We start from the raw sequence: 16,321 nt of genomic DNA on the forward strand, positions 1-16,321 counted from the left end.
TTTCATTCTTCTCTTTCTTCTGAAAAAATCAGCTAGTTTTTCATTACCGGCAGCTGGATATAGGATGCTTTTGACCCTCCGCACCATACGATGTGCCTTCCCCCTTCATTTGCTTTTCCCAAAGATCTTCTATTTTTCAGAGAAGCTCTGTATTCGTTTCCAATACGGAATACCAGTGTCTCCCCGGCTCTCCATCTGATCCCGAAAGGACGGATGGGGATATCCAGCTCTGCCAGTTCATTGTCATTGAGATAATCCGGCTTTTCAAAACTGTGCACCGGGATGATGTCCGTAGAAAGCTCTCTGTCCAAAGCACGCATGGATGCTCTCAGCCTTCCTTCAAATCCCAGAACCTCTTCCTGGTACCGGTTGTGAGGGGTACAATCCCATGGCACCAGATTCCCGTCAGCGTTTTCTTTCGACACTTCCACAAACACATCCATGTCATGGCAGCCTTCGGCTTCCATATAAAGTTTCGCTTTCGGATATCCGATGATAGTCGTGTCTTTATCAAATGTAATACGGAATTCAAGAGCAGCGTCTTGATCAGCTCCGTCGTAGGCCAGTTTTTCCTCGCTACACGGAACAACCGCGAGACTGCTGTCTTCGCCTTTCAGATAGTATTTTACATACTCTGTATTCTCAGGCGGAAATACCGGAGATTCGATACTGGTCTCATCTGTTCCGCCCGGATCCAGCACCGAATATCTGACAGGCGGTGTCTGCTCCCATCCATTGTCGATCCCTTTCAGGTATCTGTCAAAGAATTTCATAAGATCCTGCTGGTTTTCCGGTCTGTAGAAATCTACCCACTCATGAGTGTTGTGGATCCTGAGCCATTTTTTCTCCGACCGTATCTCCCGGTACCCCCGGAATGTCCCGTGGGTATGGATTGGATTCGTGTAGCTTGCCACGATATAAGCCGGGATCTCTATCTTTTCCAGCTGTGCCCTCTTATCTCTCCAGTAGGAATTCATAAACGGATATTTTTCTGCCATCGAAGGCATGTCGTCCACATAGTTGTTTCCGTGCATTACGCTGACCGCCTGTCTGGGGAAAGCAGGATCCGCGATCCCGCCCTGGAGGATCGTCTCACGGTACGCGTCCGTCTGGCCCTCCCAGGGGGCGATTGCCTTCAGATGGGGCGGATTCTGAGCCGCCGCAAACCACTGAGCAATGGTCAGATATGAGTTTCCGGCCATCCCTATATTTCCGCTGCACCAGCCCTGCTGCGCCAGCCATTCCACATAATCATAGATGTCTTTTCCTTCCGGCTCACCCCAGTGGAAGATATTTCCTTCCGACATATACGCGCCCCTGGCATCCGGATGCGCCACTGCGTATCCGTGGGCACACCACACTGCCGGATCAACCCCTTCTTCTTTCTGAAGATGGGACAGATCGTTTTCATTGTAGGCCCAGGGGACATCAATATTCGATTTTCCATAAGGGCTCCAGGATATAACTGTCGGTACCTTGTCTTCGGTTACCGGTCTGTAAATGTCTGTATAGATTGCCGTACCGTCCCTCAAAAGGACTTTCACGTCACGCTCCCATATTACATCACAGGTCAGCGCTACATTCCCTTTCTCATGGCGATATCCCTTTTTCAGAACTGTCACAGAAGGTTGAAATCCATTATAATTCCCTTCCGGATCTGTAATCGGACGGGGCTTTCTCCAAAGCTGTCTCCACTCTTTCGCTTCATTCATCTTTTTTATCTTCCTCCTCAGTCCTCAAGCAGGCGGTTCAGCAGTGTCACATATCTTTTCAGCTGTTCCATCGCGTCCGCATCCCATCCTTCGTATTCGCTGGCAATATAGCCATGGAATCCCAGTTCTTTTACCATCGGAATAATCCTCTCATAAGGGATGCATGGATTGTGGCAATTTTCATCCAGATAGTGGAATTTCCCATGGATATATGGTGCGTACGGGATCAGCTTCTTCAGATCTTCCAGTTTCGCCGGGGACTGATAATGATCCACGATATCCCGAATCACCGTCTTCTCATAATCTGTGAACTCATCCGCTGCAATGATCTCGTCTGCGCTCATCTCTTTTTTATTCAGCTCGATCACCTTATCCAGCTTATCCTGGCGGAATCCGTCTCTTAAATAATTCTCGATCATCTGCTTGTGAGGAGCATACTGGAAGATGGAAAAATCAGGCACAACACCCAGATATCCCTCGCTCTCCGGTTCCGCCATGATCTTCAGATATTCCTGCCACACCGGGACATCCGGATGATGCGGTGCGTGCATCTCGATACACAGTTTCATGTCCAACTGTTTGCACAGAGGCAGCATAGCCCGGAAATTTTCCGGTTTTATTGCATGCTGGGTGCGGACAAGATCTGCCCCCGCCTTCTTCGCCAGGATGAGATCTCTGCGGGTATGTTCCCGTATCTCCTCATCCGTCAGGTCACGGTCCGCGCGGAGCCCCATATCAATGTACGCGCTCCACGATACAAGATGAAGCTGGTACTTGTCCAAAAGTTCTCTGAAATTCTTGATCCACTCGTCTGTAATGTTCGGATATTCCGGCGCCATCTGCGCCACGACAATCTCTATTCCCTCATAACCCATCTCATGGGCCGTCTTAAGCAGGTCTTCCAGATCCATCAGTCTCAGATCATAAAAGTATGTAAAACTGTAAATGGAACACCCGATCTTAATATCTTTGCTCATATTTTCCACCGCCTTCCATTATTCTACCGTCAATTCTTTTGTACAGTCGGAAATCTCGACTCCGTACTCGCCTTCGTATCCCGTGTAAGGAATCCTGTGCTGCATATGCGCCTTTACCGTATGCGTACTTCCTTTTTCCAGTCCCTTGTAATTTACTACACGGATCACTGCGTCCTCCCGGATATGCCAGTACTCCGCGAACAGTTCGCTCAGCTCCGACAGCAGGAACTGTTTTCCATTCAGATGGAACTCCACGCTTTCATCTGGAACGCGTTCTCCGTCAACCTCAAAATACAGTTCTTCTATGCAGCTTAAATATGTCCCCCTGTATGTGGGATAATGGATGCAGAACTCATATGCGTAGTCGATTCCCTCCACACTTACATTGCGGATCGGAGCATCACACACCATATAGACGTCCCACTGCGCAAACTGCGACATAAACATAACCATACCTCCTAATCAATCAGAAAATTTTCGATATACCGTTTTGAAAGTATCAGCGAATTGTAAACATCTTTCTTTGTTTTCTCAAATGCCTTGTCCTCGATCTCCAGGCAGATATAACCGTCATATCCGATATCCGTCAGAGCGCTCATATATTTCCCCCAGTCCACATCACCAAGCCCGGGAAGCTTCGGAGACATATATTCCAGCGGATACGCCAATGTGCCGGTGCGTTTCAGTTTTTCCGGATAAAGCTTGATGTCCTTGATATGTACATGGAAGATTTTGTCTTTATATTTGTAGATAGGTTCGATATAATCCATCATCTGCCACACGAAATGGGAGGGATCATAAGTGATTCCCAGATATTCACTGGGGAGAATCTCAAAAATCCTGTCCCAGTTGGCAGGGCTTGTAAAGAGATTCTGTCCGCCCGGCCACTGGTCCGCTCCGAACAGCATCGGACAGTTTTCTATCGCGATCCTGACGTTGCTGGCTTCTGCCGCCTTCAGGATCTCCGGCCATACCTGAGCCACCACTTTCAGGTTTTCCTCTACCGTAGCATTCTGCACCCGTCCGATAAACGTAGTGACCATCCCGACGCCAAGCCGGTCCGCGGCCAGGATAACCTTTTTCAGATGACTGATGATCTCCTCTCTTCTGACCGGATCCGCTTCAAGTACATTCGGATAATATGCCAGGGTTGCTATCTCAATGCCTTTCTCCCCGCAGTACGCCAGAATCTCCCCGGCGCGTTTCGGATCCAGTGTGTCAACATCGATGTGCGTCACTCCTGCATACCGTCTTTCCGCCTTTCCAACCGGCCAGCACGCCGTTTCCAGGCACCGGAATTTCTGCTCTGCTGCAAAATCAACAACCTGCTCAAAATTCTCGTCTTCAAGAATTGCTGTCACAAATCCCAATTTCATTGCTTTCACCTCTTATCCTTTTTACCGGGTCTCTACCCAGCATTTTTTCTGCGCGCTCTCAAAAATCTTATCGCACAGCACCATATCTCTCAGTCCGTCTTCCAGGCCTGCATAATCATAATCTCCCGGAACTTCCAGGCTCGTGTAGAATTGGCGGAAGACATTTTTGAACGCGTCCGGGAACCCCTCGATATGCCCTGACGGATAGGATGCCAGTTTCGCCGGTCCTGCGTGCATCAGTGACGCATCCTTTGTCAGGATCTCATTGGGCTTGTCTCTGTAGCCGATCCAGAGATCGTTCAGATCCTCTGAAGTCCAGGAAAGAGACTTCCTGCTTCCCGCGATATGCAGGGTAGTCGTATTCTTTCTTCCTGCAGTGACCATAGAGAAAATGGCTGTCCCTACTGCCCCGCCTTCCGTCTCAAACATGATCACGGCGATATCTTCCGTGTCAATGGGAAGATCCTCATACTCTGCAGCCTCGGCCTTCTGGAACGTCTCCACCTTTTTCAGAGGTTTCTTCCGTACCGGGTAAACCGTTTTAAAATCCGCGTTGATCCGCACGATCTTCTGTCCGGTGACAAACTCCGCCAGATCGACCCAGTGGGAGCCGATATCCGCCACAGCTCTTGTCTTTCCGGCCTGATCCTTCTCCAGTCTCCAGCTGTAATCTGTATCGTACAGAAGCCAGTCCTGGACATATTCGCCGTGCACGGAGAACACATCCCCCACTTCGCCGTCCGCTACGGCCCTGTGCATCTCATTGACCATGGGATAGAGGCGGTTGTGAAAATTGACCACGCCTTTTATCCCCTTCTCTTTTGCCAGATTCACCAGCTCCTGTGCCTCTTCCACCGTTGTCGTAAAGGGTTTCTCACAGACGATATGAACGCCCTTTTCTATCGCGTATTTCGCGATATCGTAATGGGTATTGTTCGGAGTGCAGATGTGGATCACGTCCGGTTTTTCCTCATCGATCAGCGCGCGGTAGTCGCTGTACGCATGCGGAATATTCATGGCTACCGCCTTTTTCTCCACGTCCACAGCGTCACACAGCGCGCACACTTCCACGTTTCCCAGACGCCGCAGCATCTCCGTGTGTACCGAACCGATAAACCCTGCTCCTATCACCGCTGCTCTATATTGTTTCATGATTGATCCCTCCTGAAAAAATTTCTGTTCCTAGAACGGATTCTCCCGCTCCCATTCCTGCTGCATCGTATTTCCCGGCTGGACCATAACCTCAACTTTATTCCCTTCCGGACAGATAATCCAGATGATCTCACACCTGTCCAGCCCGATATTCCCTTTTGCCGTATCATCAGCAGGAACCTTCACATCACGCATGAACGGCTGCGGGCAGCAGTGAAGTCCGTTTTTCCCCCATGCTTTGACCGTATCGGTCACGCTGCATATCTGGACGGCAATGTGTCCCAGAAGATCATCATCGTATGTCGCCACAGTCTCCGGAGCTTTCAGAAGTTCCACATACTGACCGAACTCTCCGATCTCCATCTTTACAGAGCCGTTAGTTTTCTCAATAGCCGCCAGGCCCATACCCCGGAAATGCTTCTCCATCTTTTCCAGACTGTTCACATAGAGGGAAACTCCCGCAAGAGAGTTAAACAGTCTGTCCGCTTTCGCCTCATGCCCTTTCCTCTCTACGAGCCGGATCCTGGCCCCGTTCGGGTCTGTGATATATCCGTCTGTCACCTCAACCCCGCGTTCTTTGAGTTTCTGTATTGTCTCTTCCAGGCTGTCACATCCCAGAGCAAAAGATTCCAGCGGGGAGTCCTTGTGTCGCACGATCTTTTCTTTTTGAAACTCCGGCGGATTGATCGCTCCGTTAAACATCTCCAGATACTCCTCCGGGGCAATCCGCAGATAAGTCAGCCACTGTGTCTTATCCTCTTTTCCGTCGCTCATATCCAGCATTTCTCTGAACTGTCCGACATTCAGTTCAAACATCTGCTCAAATCCAAGTTTTTCACAGTAAAACTCCAGAGCCTTCTCATAATCATCTGCCTGAATCGAAATATGAAATAAATTTTTGATAACGCTCATTTTCTTCCTGCCTCCTGCAATTTCTGTTACCTGTGGTTACGCTTCCTGTACTTTCTTTACCCTGATCATATCAAGAAGTTTCGTCCCCTGTCTGTCAAGGATGATCGCCACAATAATGACCAGACCTTTCGCGATCTTCTGCCAGTTGGAATCAACGCCCAGAAGGTTCAGGGAGTTGGAGATAACCTGGATCAGCAGACACCCGATCAGCGTACCGAATACGTTGGCTTTCCCGCCTTCCATCGGAGTTCCTCCGATAACCACCGCAGCAACGGCATCCAGTTCCATTCCCGCTCCGGCACCTGTCTGAGCACTTGCAGTTCTTCCTGTCAGAAGGAGCGCTGCCATTCCGACGCACACGCCTGTAATAATATACACGGAATACATGATCTTTTTCGTGGGGATGCCGCAGACTCTGGCCGCTTTGCTGTTGCCTCCGCACGCCAGGGCGTATCTGCCGAATTTGGTCCGCTGCACTACAATGGCCATGATAATGACCAGTACAACCATGACGATGACCGGGAACGGGATCCCCGCGATCTCACCGGTTCCGAAGAACAGGTACCAGTCCGGCAGTCCCGCCACACTTCTGGAGTTACACAGAAGCAGGTTCACACCCTGATAGATCATTCCAGTGGCCAGTGTTACGATAAATGGAGCCAGATTGAACGCAGATGTGATAAAAGCATTCAAAAATCCACAAAATCCTCCGATCGCAAGGGCCGAAATAATCACCACCGGGGCGCTCACGCCCGCTACTGACATCATCGCCGTCGCGATTCCGATCATTCCCAGCATATAACCTACAGACAGATCGATCATTCCGGATGCCAGAACGAGAGTAAATCCGAGCGAAAGTGTACATGACGTACAGATCTGTCTTAGAATATTGGTCAGATTCCGGCTGGAGAAGAAATCATCCGTTAAAAACGAAACGATAGCTACGAAAATGACCAGTATCACGATGGCCTTGTTATCCATTAATAATTGCAGGACTTTTTCACTGTCCATACTTCTCTTTTTATTCATTTCCTCCAGTTCCTTTCTTCATCATCCTAAAGCGCTCTTTCCCAGCGTCTCCTGGGTCGCTTCTTCTTTTGAACATTCCAGTACGATCCTTCCGTCCCGCATGACAAAAATACGGTCCGACATACCCAAAATCTCCGGCATTTCCGAAGACACAAGGATGATCGCCATTCCCTCTTCTGCCAGTTTCCCTATAATGGAATAAATCTCGCTCTTTGCTCCCACGTCGATTCCCCTTGTAGGTTCATCCAGGATCAGGATCCTGGGAGCTGTCATGAGCCATCGGCCGATGATGGCTTTCTGCTGATTTCCTCCGGACAGAGACGTGATCAGCATATCCATGCTGGCTGCCTTGACTGTCATTTCTTTCATCATTGCGCCGACTTTCGTCCGCTCTTCTTTTTTATTGATGATTCCCGCTCTATTACAATACTGGCGCAGAGCCGCCAGGGACATGTTGTCTTTCACAGAAGCCGTCTTGATAATCCCGTAGTCCCTTCTGTCCTCTGTCACCATCGCCATGCCGTATTTTACGGCATCTTTCGGCGAATGGATCGCCACTTTCTTTCCATCGATATAAATCTCGCCGGACGAAATTTTGTCGATCCCGAAAATTCCTCTCATGGTCTCGCTTCTCCCGGCGCCCACCAGGCCTGAAAAGCCTATGATCTCCCCTTCTTTCACTGAAAACGAAATATCTTTGAACTTTTCTCCGGTCAGATTCCGGACTTCCAGGATCACTTCCTCTTTCTTGGAATTGATTTCCGGATACTGTTCTGTCATCGTCCGTCCGATGATCATTGTGACCAGTTCATCTTTGGACGTTTCACTGCACTCTCTTGTCCCGATATAATGGCCGTCTCTGTATACCGAAACTCTGTCGCTGATGCCGAGCAGTTCTTCTATCTTATGAGTAATAAAAATGATCGCTGTCCCGTTTTCCTTCAGTTTGCGGATTACTTCAAAAAGGATCTTCACTTCTTTATCTGACAGCGACGAAGTCGGCTCATCCATAATGATCACGTCAGAATCACAGGAAACCGCTCTGGCCAGTTCCACCAGCTGACACTGAGCCACTGTCAGCTCTGACACCAGCGCTTCCGTCGGGATATCCAGCTTCAGACGCTCTCTGAGAAGTTTTTCTGTCTCGCGTGTTCTGTCTTTTTTGCTGATCAGGCATCCTTTCATGAACCTTTCTTCCCTGTACAGCCATATATTTTCTGAAACAGTCAGCGTCGGGATCAGGCTGATCTCCTGGTGGATCATGGAAATGCCTGAACGGATTGCTTCTGCGGGAGATTTGAAATTCACTTCTTTTCCCTTCAGAATAATCGTTCCCTCATCTTTTGGCAGGTCGCCCAGGATGATATTCATCATAGTAGATTTCCCGGCCCCGTTCTCGCCGATCACGGCATGGACCTCTCCGCGCCTTACCTCCAGGCTGACCTCGTCCAGCGCCTTCACCCCCAAAAAGCTTTTGGATAGTCCTTTCACTTCCAATACAGTCTCTTGATCCATCGCTTTCCTCCTAAATAATCTGGAAGCGGGGAGCGTGCGGATCTCTCCGCAGCTCTCCGTTCTCTTGCCTGATCTTACTCGTTCTCACTTGTGACCAGGTAAAGATTTTCTGTAGTATATTTTACTTCGTTTGTATCCAGCTGTCCGGTCGCGCACTGTACCATAGCCTGTGCACAGTCATAAGCAACGCCGCCGAAATCGATACCCACTGTAGCCGCCTGGTCGCCGGACTCTACGTTCGATGTTCCGACATCGCTGGCATCGATGCCAAGGATGATCACATCATCTCTTCCCGCCGCCTTGCAGGCATTGATAACGCCCTGTGCCTCGTCGTCATTCACACATGCGATCACATTGATCTCTGGATGAGAGATGAGCCAGTCTTCAGCCAGCGCCTGGGAATCATCTGTAAGGAAGTTTCCTTCGCCCTGGATCACAAGTTCAACATTGTCATGCTTGTCAACGAAATTCTCAACAAATCCTGCCGTTCTTTCTACTCCCGAAGTGTTGCCGGCATCACCTGTGATACACGCCACTTTATATTCTTCATTTTCATCGTAGATGCTTTCCATATATTCTGCCTGCATCTGTCCGCATGCATAATTGCTGAATCCTTCATATAAGTAGGTGTACTCTACATCTCCCTCAACAGCCACGCCGATTCCGACCGGGATGCCCGCGTCGTTGCACGCATTAATCGCCGGGATAACTCCGCTGTCTCCCACGGAGTTCATGATATAGATCATGTCCGGATCTGTAGCGATCAGACTTTCCACATCGTCGATCAGTTTTGTGATGTCTCCGTCCGCGTTTGTCAGTGTCGTCTCGATCTCATAGTCCGGGAAGTCATTTTCAAGACTCTCCGTTATGGCATTGGTCAGATTTGTCTGTCCGTCATCCAGGATCGCCCATGCCATTCCTATATTAAGGGTATTGTCGCCGCCTTCTTCTGCGCCGCTCTCGTTTTCTGTCGTGTTCTCTTCTGAATCCCCGTTGCTGCATGCCGCCATGGACATCATCATCGTCAGAGCAAGAACTGCCGCAAATATTCTTTTTTTCATCTTTTTCATTTGCCTCCTTTTTCTTCCATAATTTTCATGAAAATTACTTGGTGCTGTTTTCATGACAAATCATATATTTTCTTGCTTAATCTGTCAATTATTTTTTCAAATGTCACAATATTATCGTCTATTTGCTTAATATATATAAATATTTTTTGTTCATTGCGCACTACACTTTCAATAATTTTCATGAAAATAATTTTTATGCAATATTTTTTTCATTTATTTATTGCCATATTACGGTATTTTTCATATAATAAACAGAGACATCTACGGCATTATTTCTAGAAATATCAAAAAATGTTTTCAGGAGTTTATGAAAATGTCAACAGGAAAGTTATCAATTTCAGAAATCGCAAAACAGGCCGGGACATCCATCACCACTGTCTCCCGGGCGCTCAATCATCCGGAGCTGGTAAAGGCCGAAACGGCCGAACGGATCAACCGGGCAATGGAACAACTGAATTATAAACCCAGGTTTACAAAAAAGAAGCCCACGCGGAAGTTGATCGTGATCAATATACCTGAAATAACAAACCCCTTTTACAGTGAGATCATCCGTGGCATCGTATCTTCTGCGGAAAGCCATGACTATTATACGCTGATCCACCAGGATGCCCTGAAGGACGGTCAGTCCGTGGACAACTTCATCAATCTTCTGAAGGCAGTGAAAGCCTGCGGGACGATCCTCCTCTCCCCCCTGGAGAAAAAGTATTACGAACGGATCGGTTCCCTGATCCCGATCGTACAGTGCTGTGAATACAATTCTGAAGAATATTCCTATGTCAGCATTGACGATTTTCAGGCGGCGTACAGCGTGATGAGCCACATCTATTCTCAGGGATGCCGGAAGATCATCTTCATCAACGGACCTCTGAAATATAAATACGCCCGGGAACGCCAGCGCGGATACGAAGCTTTTCTTGAGCAGAACGAACTGGTCCGCTCGGCAAACTGGACCATCAACCTGCCGGAAGTAAACTATGACACTGCATTCGCCTGCGTCTGTCAGCTGCTCACCTCCGCCTCACGGCCGGACGCCATTTTTACTTATTCCGATCTGGTCGCTGCTGCCGCACTGAAGGCTGCCAAGCTGCATGATATCAATGTCCCCGAAGATCTGGTCATCGTCGGATTTGATAACATCAATATTTCTTCCATCTGTGATCCGGCAATCACCACCGTAAACCAGCCGCAGTTTCAGCTGGGCTATACTTCCGGAGAGATCATTCACGAACACATCAGCTCCCCAACTGCTTACATGCAGAAGGTGCTGCTGAAAACGGAACTAATCATACGTGACTCTTCCGTTCCTTCCAAACAGAACACGGAACTTGCTATTTGAATTTTTATTTATAGAAGGAGGATTTTTTATGAAATATTCTGTATGCACTGACGCGCTGTTTCCCGACACGCCTGTAGAAGACATCATCCCGGTCCTGAGGGACCACGGGTATGACACAATCGAATTCTGGACCTGGTGGGACAAGGATCTGGAGCGGATAGAACATTTATGTGCAGAACATCAGATTCAGATTTCCACATTCTGCGTAGATTTCCGCACAAATCCGGGGATTCCGGAAGATCACGACAAATATCTGGAGGGACTTGACGCTTCAATCCGGGCAGCCCGCAGGCTCAACTGCCGTACTCTGATCGCGCAGGCCGGCTGGAGCGCGGAAGGAGTGCCGGCTGATGTACATGACCGGGCTCTCAGAACAGTGCTCAAAGACGCCGTTCCCACGCTGGAGAAAAATGATATCACTCTTATTCTGGAACCTCTTAATATCAAAGTGGACCATCCCGGATATCATCTGAGCACAAGTGAGCATGCTTTTTCCATCCTGGACGAGGTTGGGAGCAGTCATGTCAAGCTCCTCTTCGATATCTATCATCAGCAGATCACGGAAGGGAACATCCTGGCAACGATTGAAAAACACCTGGATCAGATCGGCCACTTCCATATCGCGGCCGTTCCCGGAAGGATCGAGCCTTATAATGGTGAACTGGATTATCCGTACATCATCGATCAGATTTCACGCCTTGGCTATAACGGGTGCTGGGGGTTGGAATATATGCCCAAGTCAGATCCCTGGAGCACACTGGATACAGTAAAGAAGATCTTTCCTGGAAATGAATAAAACGACCCGGGCAGCTGCTTATCCAGCAGTTTGATATGCTCCCCTTTAGGTAGACAGTTGAAATAATAAAACTGTTTATCTGGAGGGGAGTTTTATTATGCCTAGAGGAATATTACCAGAAGTGAAGCTGCAGGCTGTAAAAGATTACATTTCAGGAAACGGATCCTATCTATCACACGCCAGCGAACTTGGAGTGAATGAAACCGTTTTTAGAAGATGGGTTAACAAGTATAAAGCATTTGGAGAATCCGCTTTCCTCAGAACAGGGCACAATCAATCCTATTCAGCCTCCTTTAAAAAAGATGTTGTTGAAGCGTATCTAAACGGAGAAGGATCTTACAGGGAACTGGCAGTCACCTATAACATTCCTTCCGAAGATACAATCAGGAAGTGGGTTTTGAGGTATAATGGACATGAGAAGCTGAAAGCTTCCGGAACAGGAGGAAATGCTATCATGACCAAAGGAAGAAAAACCACTTTCGATGAACGGGTCGAAATCGTGCAATACTGCATTGCCCATGATCATAATTATGCCAAGACATCAGAACAGTTTAAGATTTCTTACCAACAGGCACGTAATTATACTATAAAATACGAGAAGCAGGGAGTGGAGGCTCTTCGTGACAGACGTGGAAAACGAAAACCAGAAGCGGAAATGTCAGAACTCGAAAAGCTGCGGGCAGAAAACCGGATTTTGCGGGCAGAAAAAGAACACGCGCAAATGGAGGCGGACTTCCTAAAAAAACTTGCAGAAATCGAAAGGAGGCGGGGCTGAGCCGGCAAAGAAACAAACACATTTATCAGGTGATCAAAGAGGAACATGAAGAACACCATTACTCGATCCGATCCTTATGTAAACTTGGCGGCATTACAAGAGCGGCTTACTACAAATGGCTGAACCGTATAGAAACAGCAAATGACCGGCTGAACAAACAGATTTCTGACCGGTTGGAAGCAATCCATCAAGAACATCCTGACATGGGATATCGGAGATTAAATGACAAGCTCCGTCACGATAACGGCATCAAAGTAAATGACAAAAGAATCCTGCGCATATGCAGAAAACAGCAGATAAGATCAAACTTGAGATATCGTTATGACGGCTGTACCCGGCCATCAAAAAATCCGGCTTTTATAGCAGAAAATGTTTTAAACAGAGACTTTCATGCAGATGGTCTGAACAAGAAATGGGTAACTGATGTAACAGAGTTTAAGTATGGCACTTCATTTGATCATATCCATAAGCTATACCTGAGTGTGATTCTGGACTTATGTGATCATCGTCCAGTTGCATATGTGTTAAGTGATCACAATAACAATCAATTGGTATTTGATACTTTCGATCAGGCAGTAAAGAACAATCCGGGAGCTCATCCAATCTTTCATAGTGACCGGGGCTTCCAATATACCTCCCGCGCGTTTCACCAAAAGCTAATAGACGCGGGAATGACACAGAGCATGTCCCGAGTAGCACACTGTACGGATAATGGACCTATGGAAGGATTCTGGGGGATACTAAAACGCGAAATGTATTATGGGAAGAAGTATCATACCAGAGAGGAACTTGTACAAGCGATAACGGCATATATAGACTATTACATAAATGACCGCCCGCAAAGGGGCCTTGATGTATTAACACCGTTTGAATTTCATGAACGGTTATTAGCCGCATAAAAAGATTGCCCGGCACAAGCCGGGCAACACAAAAATTTTATATTTTTTTCATTGTCTACTTGACGGGTAGCACACCAGTTGTCCGGGCCTCTTTTTTTCTAATTTTCATCTTCCCGATATCCGAAATTTTTCATCAGATAATCGCTGTCCCGCCAGTTCTTCTGCACCTTCACCCACAGCTTCAGATTTACTCTGCAGTCCAGCAGCCGCTCAATCTCGTAACGGGCCGTGCTTCCGATTTTCTTGAGCATGCTTCCCTGCTTCCCGATGATGATCCCTTTGTGGGAGTCTCTCTCACAGATGATCGTGGCATCGATATGCATGACTTTTCGTTCCATCTTCATCCGGTCAATGGCCACGGCGATCCCGTGCGGGATCTCTTCATTCAGACAGTGCAGGGCTTTCTCCCGGATCAGCTCTGCCACGATCTGCCGCTCCGGCTGGTCCGTTACCGTATCTTCATCATAAAACTGAGGGCCGTAAGGCAGGTATTTCAGGATGACCTTCACCAGCTCATCCGTATTATCCCCGCTCCTCGCCGACACCGGAACGATTTCCGCGAAATCATATTCCTTCCGGTACAGGTCAATGGCCGGAAAAATCTCTTCTTTTTTCACCATGTCAATCTTGTTGATCACCAGAATAACCGGTGTTTTCACCTTTTTAAGCTGGTCTATAATATGGCGCTCGCCTGCCCCGATAAAGGTGGACGGCTCCACAAGCCACAGCACTACATCCACTTCATTGAGCGAACGTTCCGCGATATGGACCATGTATTCTCCCAGTTTGTTCTTCGCCTTGTGGATTCCCGGCGTATCCACGAAAATAATCTGCCCTTCCTCCGTAGTCAGGACTGTCTGAATCCGGTTTCTTGTTGTCTGGGGCTTGTTTGACGTGATGGCGATCTTCTGTCCGATCAGATGATTCATCAAAGTGGACTTGCCTACATTCGGCCTGCCGATCAGAGTGACAAACCCCGACTTGTAATTTTCTCTCATGCCGTCTCCCTTTCTATTTCCCTTCAGTGATTCTTCATGCCGCGCCCGTTTATGCCGGCATCGGGCCTCACTGGTAACACCGCAAAACTGCCATGTATTATTGTATCGGATTTGTTTTTTCGAGTCAACCAGGCAAAAACACCAGTTGTTATTCACTTATGATAATGTCTCCCTAGGATTCTCTTGAGATAATGTCACTTTTTGATAAACTATAAAACTATGAAAGAAGGTAAAATCACATTGTCTCAAAAGCAACTAAAAACATTTATGATTATCAACAGCTTCATCGACAAGTCCATTACAAGACAACAGGCTGCTGAGCTCTTAGGTCTTTCTACTCGCCAGATTACACGTTTAAAGAAAGGAGTCCTCTCTTCTGGTGCTCATTCCCTTATCCATAAAAATACTGGTAGAAAACCTGCTCACGCTGTTCCTGATGAAACGAAGGAAGCTGTCCTTCAAATTTATTCCCGCCCGGAATTGTCTGGGGTCAACTTCCTCCATTTCAAAGATATACTCTTAGCAGATTTCGGAATCTCCATTTCCTATTCTGCTCTTTCCAGTATACTAAAAAATGCAGGTTTTGAAAGCCCCAAAAAGAAAAAAATCCGGCATCGCACCCACCGCCGGAAACGGAAGCCTCATCCCGGACAGCTGGTCCAGATTGACGCCTCCCCGTATGAATGGTTCGGAGGTCCTGTGAAATACACCCTCCACGGGGCTATCGATGATGCTTCCGGACAGGTTGTCGGCCTGTTCCTCACACAAAACGAATGCCTTTATGGCTACCTGGAAACCCTGCGGCAATGCTGTACCGATTTTGGAATTCCTCAGACTGTTTATTCAGACAACCATACCATCTTCCGCTCCCCTAAGACCGGGAAGATGACGACGGATGAACTGATTGCCGGAAAAACCGTACACTTGACCCAATTCGGGCGCTCGATGCATGAATTGGGGGTCGATATGATCTTTGCCAAAACACCCCAGGCAAAAGGACGCATTGAGCGCCTGTGGAACACCCTTCAAAGCCGTCTTCCCGTTGAACTTGCAAAACGGGGGATCCGCACTCTGACAGAGGCAAATCTTTTTTTAGAAAAAGAATACCGTACCCTCTTTAACCAGAAGTTTGCAGTAGAGCCCGAAGCAGCTTCGATCTTTGTCCCTCTTTCAGCGCAGACAGATATCGACTCCATCCTTTGTGTAAAACACACAAGGAAAACAGATGCAGCCGGTACATTCTCTTTTAAGAACAGGTGCTTCCAGATCCTGGACAATGGCTTTCCTATCATCAATGCACGGCGTGAGATCACCGTACTGATCAGTCCGCGTTTTGGAATACGTGTAAAATACAACGGGCAGGTTTATGATACGATCCGTTATCTTAAGCCCCAAAACAAGAATGCAAACATGAAAGTCCCTAAAAAAGTAAAGACCATTGTGGAACCACATCTGCAGCTGCGTCATAGCAGCAAGGAATGGAAAGCCATTTGGTGGATGGAGGACTATAATCTGTCCCTAAAATTTTTATACGAACTGTTTTTTGAGAAACAACAGTCTGCTTCGTAAAAGGGCATTTGCCCTTTTACGAAAGTGACATTATCTCAAGTGAAACTTAATATAAAAAAGTGACATTTTCAAAAGTTATTGACACTCATTATAATTGACTGATCATGCCATTTCTGCACAAAATTCTGCCTTCTTTATAAAAACAGGGTCGAAAAAAGGCACAGTCTGTACAGACCGCACCCTGCTGAACTTCATTTGTGAAAAT

General features: G+C 47.6%; 15 protein-coding genes. 5 read left to right on the forward strand and 10 right to left on the reverse strand.

The features are described from left to right. Positions 1 to 32: 32 nt before the first annotated feature. From BQ7367_RS00770 to BQ7367_RS00810, 9 genes are all read right to left on the reverse strand, one after another. Entirely contained in the window at positions 33 to 1,712 is a 1,680-nt protein-coding gene (locus tag BQ7367_RS00770; protein WP_072523727.1) for a CocE/NonD family hydrolase, read from the reverse strand. Between the two features lie 17 nt (positions 1,713 to 1,729). Beyond that, a complete protein-coding gene (locus BQ7367_RS00775) occupies positions 1,730 to 2,689 on the reverse strand; it encodes a sugar phosphate isomerase/epimerase family protein (protein WP_072523728.1) in 960 nt (319 codons plus the stop codon). Positions 2,690 to 2,707: 18 nt separating this feature from the next. Beyond that, positions 2,708 to 3,136, reverse strand: coding sequence for a C-glycoside deglycosidase beta subunit domain-containing protein (locus tag BQ7367_RS00780; RefSeq protein ID WP_072523729.1), 429 nt, complete (start codon positions 3,134 to 3,136; stop codon positions 2,708 to 2,710). Between the two features lie 11 nt (positions 3,137 to 3,147). Further along, positions 3,148 to 4,065 carry a sugar phosphate isomerase/epimerase family protein gene (locus BQ7367_RS00785; protein WP_072523730.1) on the reverse strand — a complete coding sequence of 306 codons (918 nt, stop codon included), beginning with the start codon at positions 4,063 to 4,065 and terminating at the stop codon, positions 3,148 to 3,150. Positions 4,066 to 4,086: 21 nt separating this feature from the next. Beyond that, positions 4,087 to 5,217 carry a Gfo/Idh/MocA family protein gene (locus tag BQ7367_RS00790; protein ID WP_072523731.1) on the reverse strand — a complete coding sequence of 377 codons (1,131 nt, stop codon included), beginning with the start codon at positions 5,215 to 5,217 and terminating at the stop codon, positions 4,087 to 4,089. A gap of 30 nt (positions 5,218 to 5,247) precedes the next feature. After that, entirely contained in the window at positions 5,248 to 6,129 is an 882-nt protein-coding gene (locus BQ7367_RS00795; RefSeq protein WP_072523732.1) for a VOC family protein, read from the reverse strand. 36 nt (positions 6,130 to 6,165) lie between these two features. Then, the gene (locus BQ7367_RS00800; RefSeq protein ID WP_083588835.1) at positions 6,166 to 7,158 is read right to left on the reverse strand and encodes an ABC transporter permease; all 993 of its coding nucleotides are present in this window, start codon (positions 7,156 to 7,158) and stop codon (positions 6,166 to 6,168) included. Between the two features lie 21 nt (positions 7,159 to 7,179). Then, the gene (locus BQ7367_RS00805; protein WP_072523733.1) at positions 7,180 to 8,673 is read right to left on the reverse strand and encodes a sugar ABC transporter ATP-binding protein; all 1,494 of its coding nucleotides are present in this window, start codon (positions 8,671 to 8,673) and stop codon (positions 7,180 to 7,182) included. Positions 8,674 to 8,747: 74 nt separating this feature from the next. Then, a complete protein-coding gene (locus BQ7367_RS00810) occupies positions 8,748 to 9,734 on the reverse strand; it encodes a sugar ABC transporter substrate-binding protein (protein WP_159431603.1) in 987 nt (328 codons plus the stop codon). 322 nt (positions 9,735 to 10,056) lie between these two features. On the opposite strand from BQ7367_RS00810, the gene BQ7367_RS00815 reads away from it, so the two are divergent. The 4 genes from BQ7367_RS00815 to BQ7367_RS00830 all read left to right on the forward strand — a co-directional run bounded on the left by BQ7367_RS00815 (position 10,057) and on the right by BQ7367_RS00830 (position 13,549). Then, complete coding sequence (locus BQ7367_RS00815; protein WP_159431604.1) at positions 10,057 to 11,079, forward strand: LacI family DNA-binding transcriptional regulator; 1,023 nt, start codon at positions 10,057 to 10,059, stop codon at positions 11,077 to 11,079. 28 nt (positions 11,080 to 11,107) lie between these two features. Next, a complete protein-coding gene (locus BQ7367_RS00820) occupies positions 11,108 to 11,875 on the forward strand; it encodes a hydroxypyruvate isomerase family protein (RefSeq protein ID WP_072523736.1) in 768 nt (255 codons plus the stop codon). Between the two features lie 97 nt (positions 11,876 to 11,972). Continuing rightward, positions 11,973 to 12,650 (forward strand): helix-turn-helix domain-containing protein, encoded by a 678-nt coding sequence (locus BQ7367_RS00825; protein ID WP_072523737.1) that lies wholly within the window; start codon positions 11,973 to 11,975, stop codon positions 12,648 to 12,650. A 29-nt stretch (positions 12,651 to 12,679) separates the two neighbouring features. Next, positions 12,680 to 13,549, forward strand: a complete 870-nt coding sequence (locus tag BQ7367_RS00830; RefSeq protein WP_235837510.1) for an IS3 family transposase — start codon at positions 12,680 to 12,682, stop codon at positions 13,547 to 13,549. 98 nt (positions 13,550 to 13,647) lie between these two features. On the opposite strand, the gene era is transcribed toward BQ7367_RS00830, so the two are convergent. Further along, entirely contained in the window at positions 13,648 to 14,547 is a 900-nt protein-coding gene (gene era / locus BQ7367_RS00835) for a GTPase Era (RefSeq protein ID WP_072523738.1), read from the reverse strand. Between the two features lie 219 nt (positions 14,548 to 14,766). Here era and BQ7367_RS00840 point away from each other — a divergent pair, with 219 nt between their 5' ends. Further along, positions 14,767 to 16,116 carry an ISNCY family transposase gene (locus tag BQ7367_RS00840; RefSeq protein ID WP_072523739.1) on the forward strand — a complete coding sequence of 450 codons (1,350 nt, stop codon included), beginning with the start codon at positions 14,767 to 14,769 and terminating at the stop codon, positions 16,114 to 16,116. The last annotated feature ends 205 nt before the right edge of the window (positions 16,117 to 16,321 follow it).

The sequence above is a fragment of the Clostridium sp. Marseille-P3244 genome, from assembly GCF_900120155.1.
In the GTDB taxonomy this organism is placed as follows: domain Bacteria; phylum Bacillota; class Clostridia; order Lachnospirales; family Lachnospiraceae; genus Mediterraneibacter.

Bases quoted from the DNA above. Each gene is read 5' to 3' on its own strand.
- BQ7367_RS00770 (WP_072523727.1), bottom strand. From the start codon at position 1,712: ATGAATGAAGCGAAAGAGTGGAGACAGCTTTGGAGAAAGCCCCGTCCG.
- BQ7367_RS00775 (WP_072523728.1), bottom strand. From the start codon at position 2,689: ATGAGCAAAGATATTAAGATCGGGTGTTCCATTTACAGTTTTACATAC.
- BQ7367_RS00780 (WP_072523729.1), bottom strand. From the start codon at position 3,136: ATGTTTATGTCGCAGTTTGCGCAGTGGGACGTCTATATGGTGTGTGAT.
- BQ7367_RS00785 (WP_072523730.1), bottom strand. From the start codon at position 4,065: ATGAAATTGGGATTTGTGACAGCAATTCTTGAAGACGAGAATTTTGAG.
- BQ7367_RS00790 (WP_072523731.1), bottom strand. From the start codon at position 5,217: ATGAAACAATATAGAGCAGCGGTGATAGGAGCAGGGTTTATCGGTTCG.
- BQ7367_RS00795 (WP_072523732.1), bottom strand. From the start codon at position 6,129: ATGAGCGTTATCAAAAATTTATTTCATATTTCGATTCAGGCAGATGAT.
- BQ7367_RS00800 (WP_083588835.1), bottom strand. From the start codon at position 7,158: ATGAATAAAAAGAGAAGTATGGACAGTGAAAAAGTCCTGCAATTATTA.
- BQ7367_RS00805 (WP_072523733.1), bottom strand. From the start codon at position 8,673: ATGGATCAAGAGACTGTATTGGAAGTGAAAGGACTATCCAAAAGCTTT.
- BQ7367_RS00810 (WP_159431603.1), bottom strand. From the start codon at position 9,734: ATGAAAAAAAGAATATTTGCGGCAGTTCTTGCTCTGACGATGATGATG.
- BQ7367_RS00815 (WP_159431604.1), top strand. From the start codon at position 10,057: ATGTCAACAGGAAAGTTATCAATTTCAGAAATCGCAAAACAGGCCGGG.
- BQ7367_RS00820 (WP_072523736.1), top strand. From the start codon at position 11,108: ATGAAATATTCTGTATGCACTGACGCGCTGTTTCCCGACACGCCTGTA.
- BQ7367_RS00825 (WP_072523737.1), top strand. From the start codon at position 11,973: ATGCCTAGAGGAATATTACCAGAAGTGAAGCTGCAGGCTGTAAAAGAT.
- era (WP_072523738.1), bottom strand. From the start codon at position 14,547: ATGAGAGAAAATTACAAGTCGGGGTTTGTCACTCTGATCGGCAGGCCG.
- BQ7367_RS00840 (WP_072523739.1), top strand. From the start codon at position 14,767: ATGAAAGAAGGTAAAATCACATTGTCTCAAAAGCAACTAAAAACATTT.